Annotated in this window: 2 protein-coding genes; both read left to right on the plus strand. The window is 67.7% G+C overall.

The genetic code is table 11. From position 1 onward, the window contains the following. A partial coding sequence (locus VH969_RS12900; RefSeq protein ID WP_331973952.1) for a hypothetical protein occupies nucleotides 1-777 on the plus strand: 777 nt, incomplete at its 5' end. 440 nt (nucleotides 778-1,217) lie between these two features. After that, on the plus strand, nucleotides 1,218-3,457 hold a 2,240-nt coding region (rpoB, locus tag VH969_RS12905), incomplete at its 3' end, for a DNA-directed RNA polymerase subunit beta (RefSeq protein ID WP_331973953.1).

The following is a 3,457-nucleotide window of genomic DNA, read 5'->3' on the forward strand; positions in this document are numbered from 1 at the left end:
GACGACCTCGACGACTACGCCGCGGCCGAGTACGAGGCCTACGACGAGTACGACGAGGACCAGGTCGACGAGGACGACGCGGCGCCCGAGGCCGCGCCCGAGCCGGCGCGCCGCCGGCCGGCTGGCAAGCGCCGCACCACCGGCACCACCCGGCCCGAGGACCTGCGGGCGGCCGAGGACCGGACCAGGGTCGCGCGCGTCCGGCGGGTGCGGGAGGCCGACCCGCGCAAGCGTGCCGCCACCCAGCTGTCGGTCGCGGTCGTGCTGGCCGTGGTGGCGGTCGTGCTGGCCGGTCTCGCGGTGTGGTTCCGCGGCGAGGCGTCGAGCCTGGAGAGCGGCGACAAGAACACGGCGCTGACCGACTCGGGCACCACGAGCGAGGTCGTCGGCCAGCTGAAGTCGGCCATCGAGCAGACGTTCAGCTACAACTACACCGACCTCGACTCCACCCAGAAGGCCGTCGACGAGACGCTCACCGGCAAGGCCCGCTGCGAGTACGACCAGCTGTTCGGCCAGGTCCGCAAGCTCGCCCCGAAGCAGAAGATCGTCATGGTCACGGCCGTGCGCGAGATCGCGCTGGTCCGGCTGGACGGCGACCGGGCCGAGGCGCTCGTGTTCATCGACCAGAGCAGCACCCGCGTGGACGTGAACAACTCGGTGTCCGGCGAGGCGCAGTTCTCGGTGCTCGCCCACCGGGACGGCGACCACTGGAAGATCACCGAGTTCAACATGTTCGACCAGCCCCTGGTGAACGGCCAGCCGGCCCCGAAGTGCTGAGCGCCGCCGGCCCGGCCTCCGTGCGGTAGGCCGGGCGGGTGAGACGGTGTGGATCGTCACGGTGAGTGTTCGGCCGGGCATGATCGGCAGCGCCCCTGGGGGTGCGGGCGGAGCCGCAGGTCAGCGGCCCGCGGGCACGGAAATCCTTGCTACAGAACGGCTGGACGATCGCTGACGTCCGGGCTGAAAGCGGACGAGATCCGGGCGCGGCATCTTGACGGAATGACGCCTCGGGGTCACGCTATTCACCAAGCACGCCTTCGGCGGGAGGACGGTTGAGTGCGGGCCTAGACAGTCGCCGACTTTACGGCTAGACTGCCCCTTTGCGCTGCCCACTTTCGCATGCCCTAGACTGTTGGGCACGACCGCACCCCTGACCAGCTTCGTTACAGTTGCTAACGAGGCTGCTCGACCGCACATTAGTCCTGGAAGGACGCATCTTGGCAGTCTCCCGCGCGACCAAGGCCACTGCTGCGACCAACTCCACCGTGTCGAACTCGGGAATCCCAGGCGCTCCGTTGCGGGTCTCCTTCGCGAAGATCCGCGAGCCGCTTGGCACGCCCAACCTGCTCGACCTGCAGATCCAATCGTTTCAGTGGTTCACCGGCGACGAGGCGTGGTTCCAGCGCCGTGTCGATGCCGGTGACGAGAACCCGGTCGGTGGCCTCGAAGAGGTCCTGAACGAGATCTCTCCCATCGAGGATTTCTCCGGCTCGATGTCCCTCTCCTTCTCCGACCCGCGCTTCGACGAGGTCAAGGCCTCCGTCGAGGAGTGCAAGGACAAGGACATGACCTACGCGGCTCCGCTGTTCGTCACGGCGGAGTTCACCAACCACTCGACTGGCGAGATCAAGAGCCAGACGGTGTTCATGGGTGACTTCCCGGTCATGACGGACAAGGGCACCTTCATCATCAACGGCACCGAGCGCGTCGTGGTGTCCCAGCTCGTGCGCTCGCCCGGTGTGTACTTCGACCAGTCCGTCGACAAGACCACGGACAAGGACGTCTTCAGCGTCAAGGTCATTCCCAGCCGCGGAGCGTGGCTGGAGTTCGACGTCGACAAGCGCGACACCGTGGGTGTCCGCATCGACCGCAAGCGCCGTCAGCCGGTCACCGTCCTGCTCAAGGCCCTCGGCTGGACCGCCGAGCAGATCCGTGAGCGGTTCAGCTTCTCCGAGACGCTGCTCGCGACCCTGGAGAAGGACCACACGGCCGGCACCGACGAGGCGCTGCTCGACATCTACCGCAAGCTCCGGCCGGGCGAGCCGCCGACGAAGGAGTCCGCGCAGACCCTCCTGGAGAACCTCTTCTTCAAGGACAAGCGCTACGACCTGGCGAAGGTCGGCCGCTACAAGGTCAACAAGAAGCTGGGCCTCACGCTGCCCAGCGAGGTGGGCGTGCTCACCGAGGACGACATCGTCACCACGATCGAGTACCTGGTCCGGCTGCACGCCGGCGAGACCTCGATGACGATCGAGGGCAACGAGGTGCCGGTCGAGGTCGACGACATCGACCACTTCGGCAACCGCCGCCTGCGCACCGTGGGCGAGCTGATCCAGAACCAGATCCGGGTCGGCCTCTCCCGCATGGAGCGGGTCGTCCGCGAGCGGATGACGACCCAGGACGTCGAGGCGATCACGCCGCAGACGCTGATCAACATCCGCCCGGTCGTGGCGGCGATCAAGGAGTTCTTCGGCACCTCGCAGCTGTCGCAGTTCATGGACCAGACCAACCCGATCGCGGGCCTGACGCACAAGCGCCGGCTTTCCGCGCTCGGTCCCGGTGGTCTGTCCCGTGAGCGCGCCGGCATGGAGGTCCGCGACGTCCACCACAGCCACTACGGCCGCATGTGCCCGATCGAGACGCCGGAAGGCCCGAACATCGGCCTGATCGGCTCGCTGTCGAGCTACGGCCGGGTCAACCCGTTCGGCTTCATCGAGACCCCGTACCGGAAGGTCATCGAGGGCCAGGTCACCGACCAGATCGACTACCTGACCGCGGACGAGGAGGACCGGCACGTCATCGCGCAGGCGAACGCGCCGCTGGACGACCAGGGGCACTTCGCCGAGGACCGCGTCCTGGTCCGCAAGAAGGGCGGCGAGGTCGAGTTCATCGAGCCGTTCGACGTCGACTACATGGACGTCTCGCCGCGGCAGATGGTCTCCGTCGCGACCGCGATGATCCCGTTCCTCGAGCACGACGACGCCAACCGCGCGCTGATGGGCGCCAACATGCAGCGCCAGGCGGTGCCGCTGCTGCGCAGCGAGTCGCCGCTGGTGGGCACCGGCACCGAGCTGCGTGCCGCGGTCGACGCCGGTGACGTCGTGGTCGCGGAGAAGGACGGCGTGGTCGAGGAGCTGTCCGCCGACTTCATCACGGTCATGGCCGACGACGGTTCCCGGCGGACCTACGGGCTGCACAAGTTCCGCCGGTCCAACCAGGGCACCTGCGTCAACCAGCGGCCGATCGTGTCCGAGGGCGACCGCGTGCTCTCCGGCCAGGTCATCGCCGACGGGCCGTGCACCGAGAACGGTGAGATGGCGCTCGGCAAGAACCTGCTCGTGGCGATCATGCCGTGGGAGGGCCACAACTACGAGGACGCCATCGTCATCTCGCAGCGGCTCATCCAGGACGACGTGCTCACCTCGATCCACATCGAGGAGCACGAGATCGACGCCCG

It is taken from the genome of Actinophytocola sp. (assembly GCF_036555685.1).
Classification (GTDB): domain Bacteria; phylum Actinomycetota; class Actinomycetes; order Mycobacteriales; family Pseudonocardiaceae; genus Actinophytocola.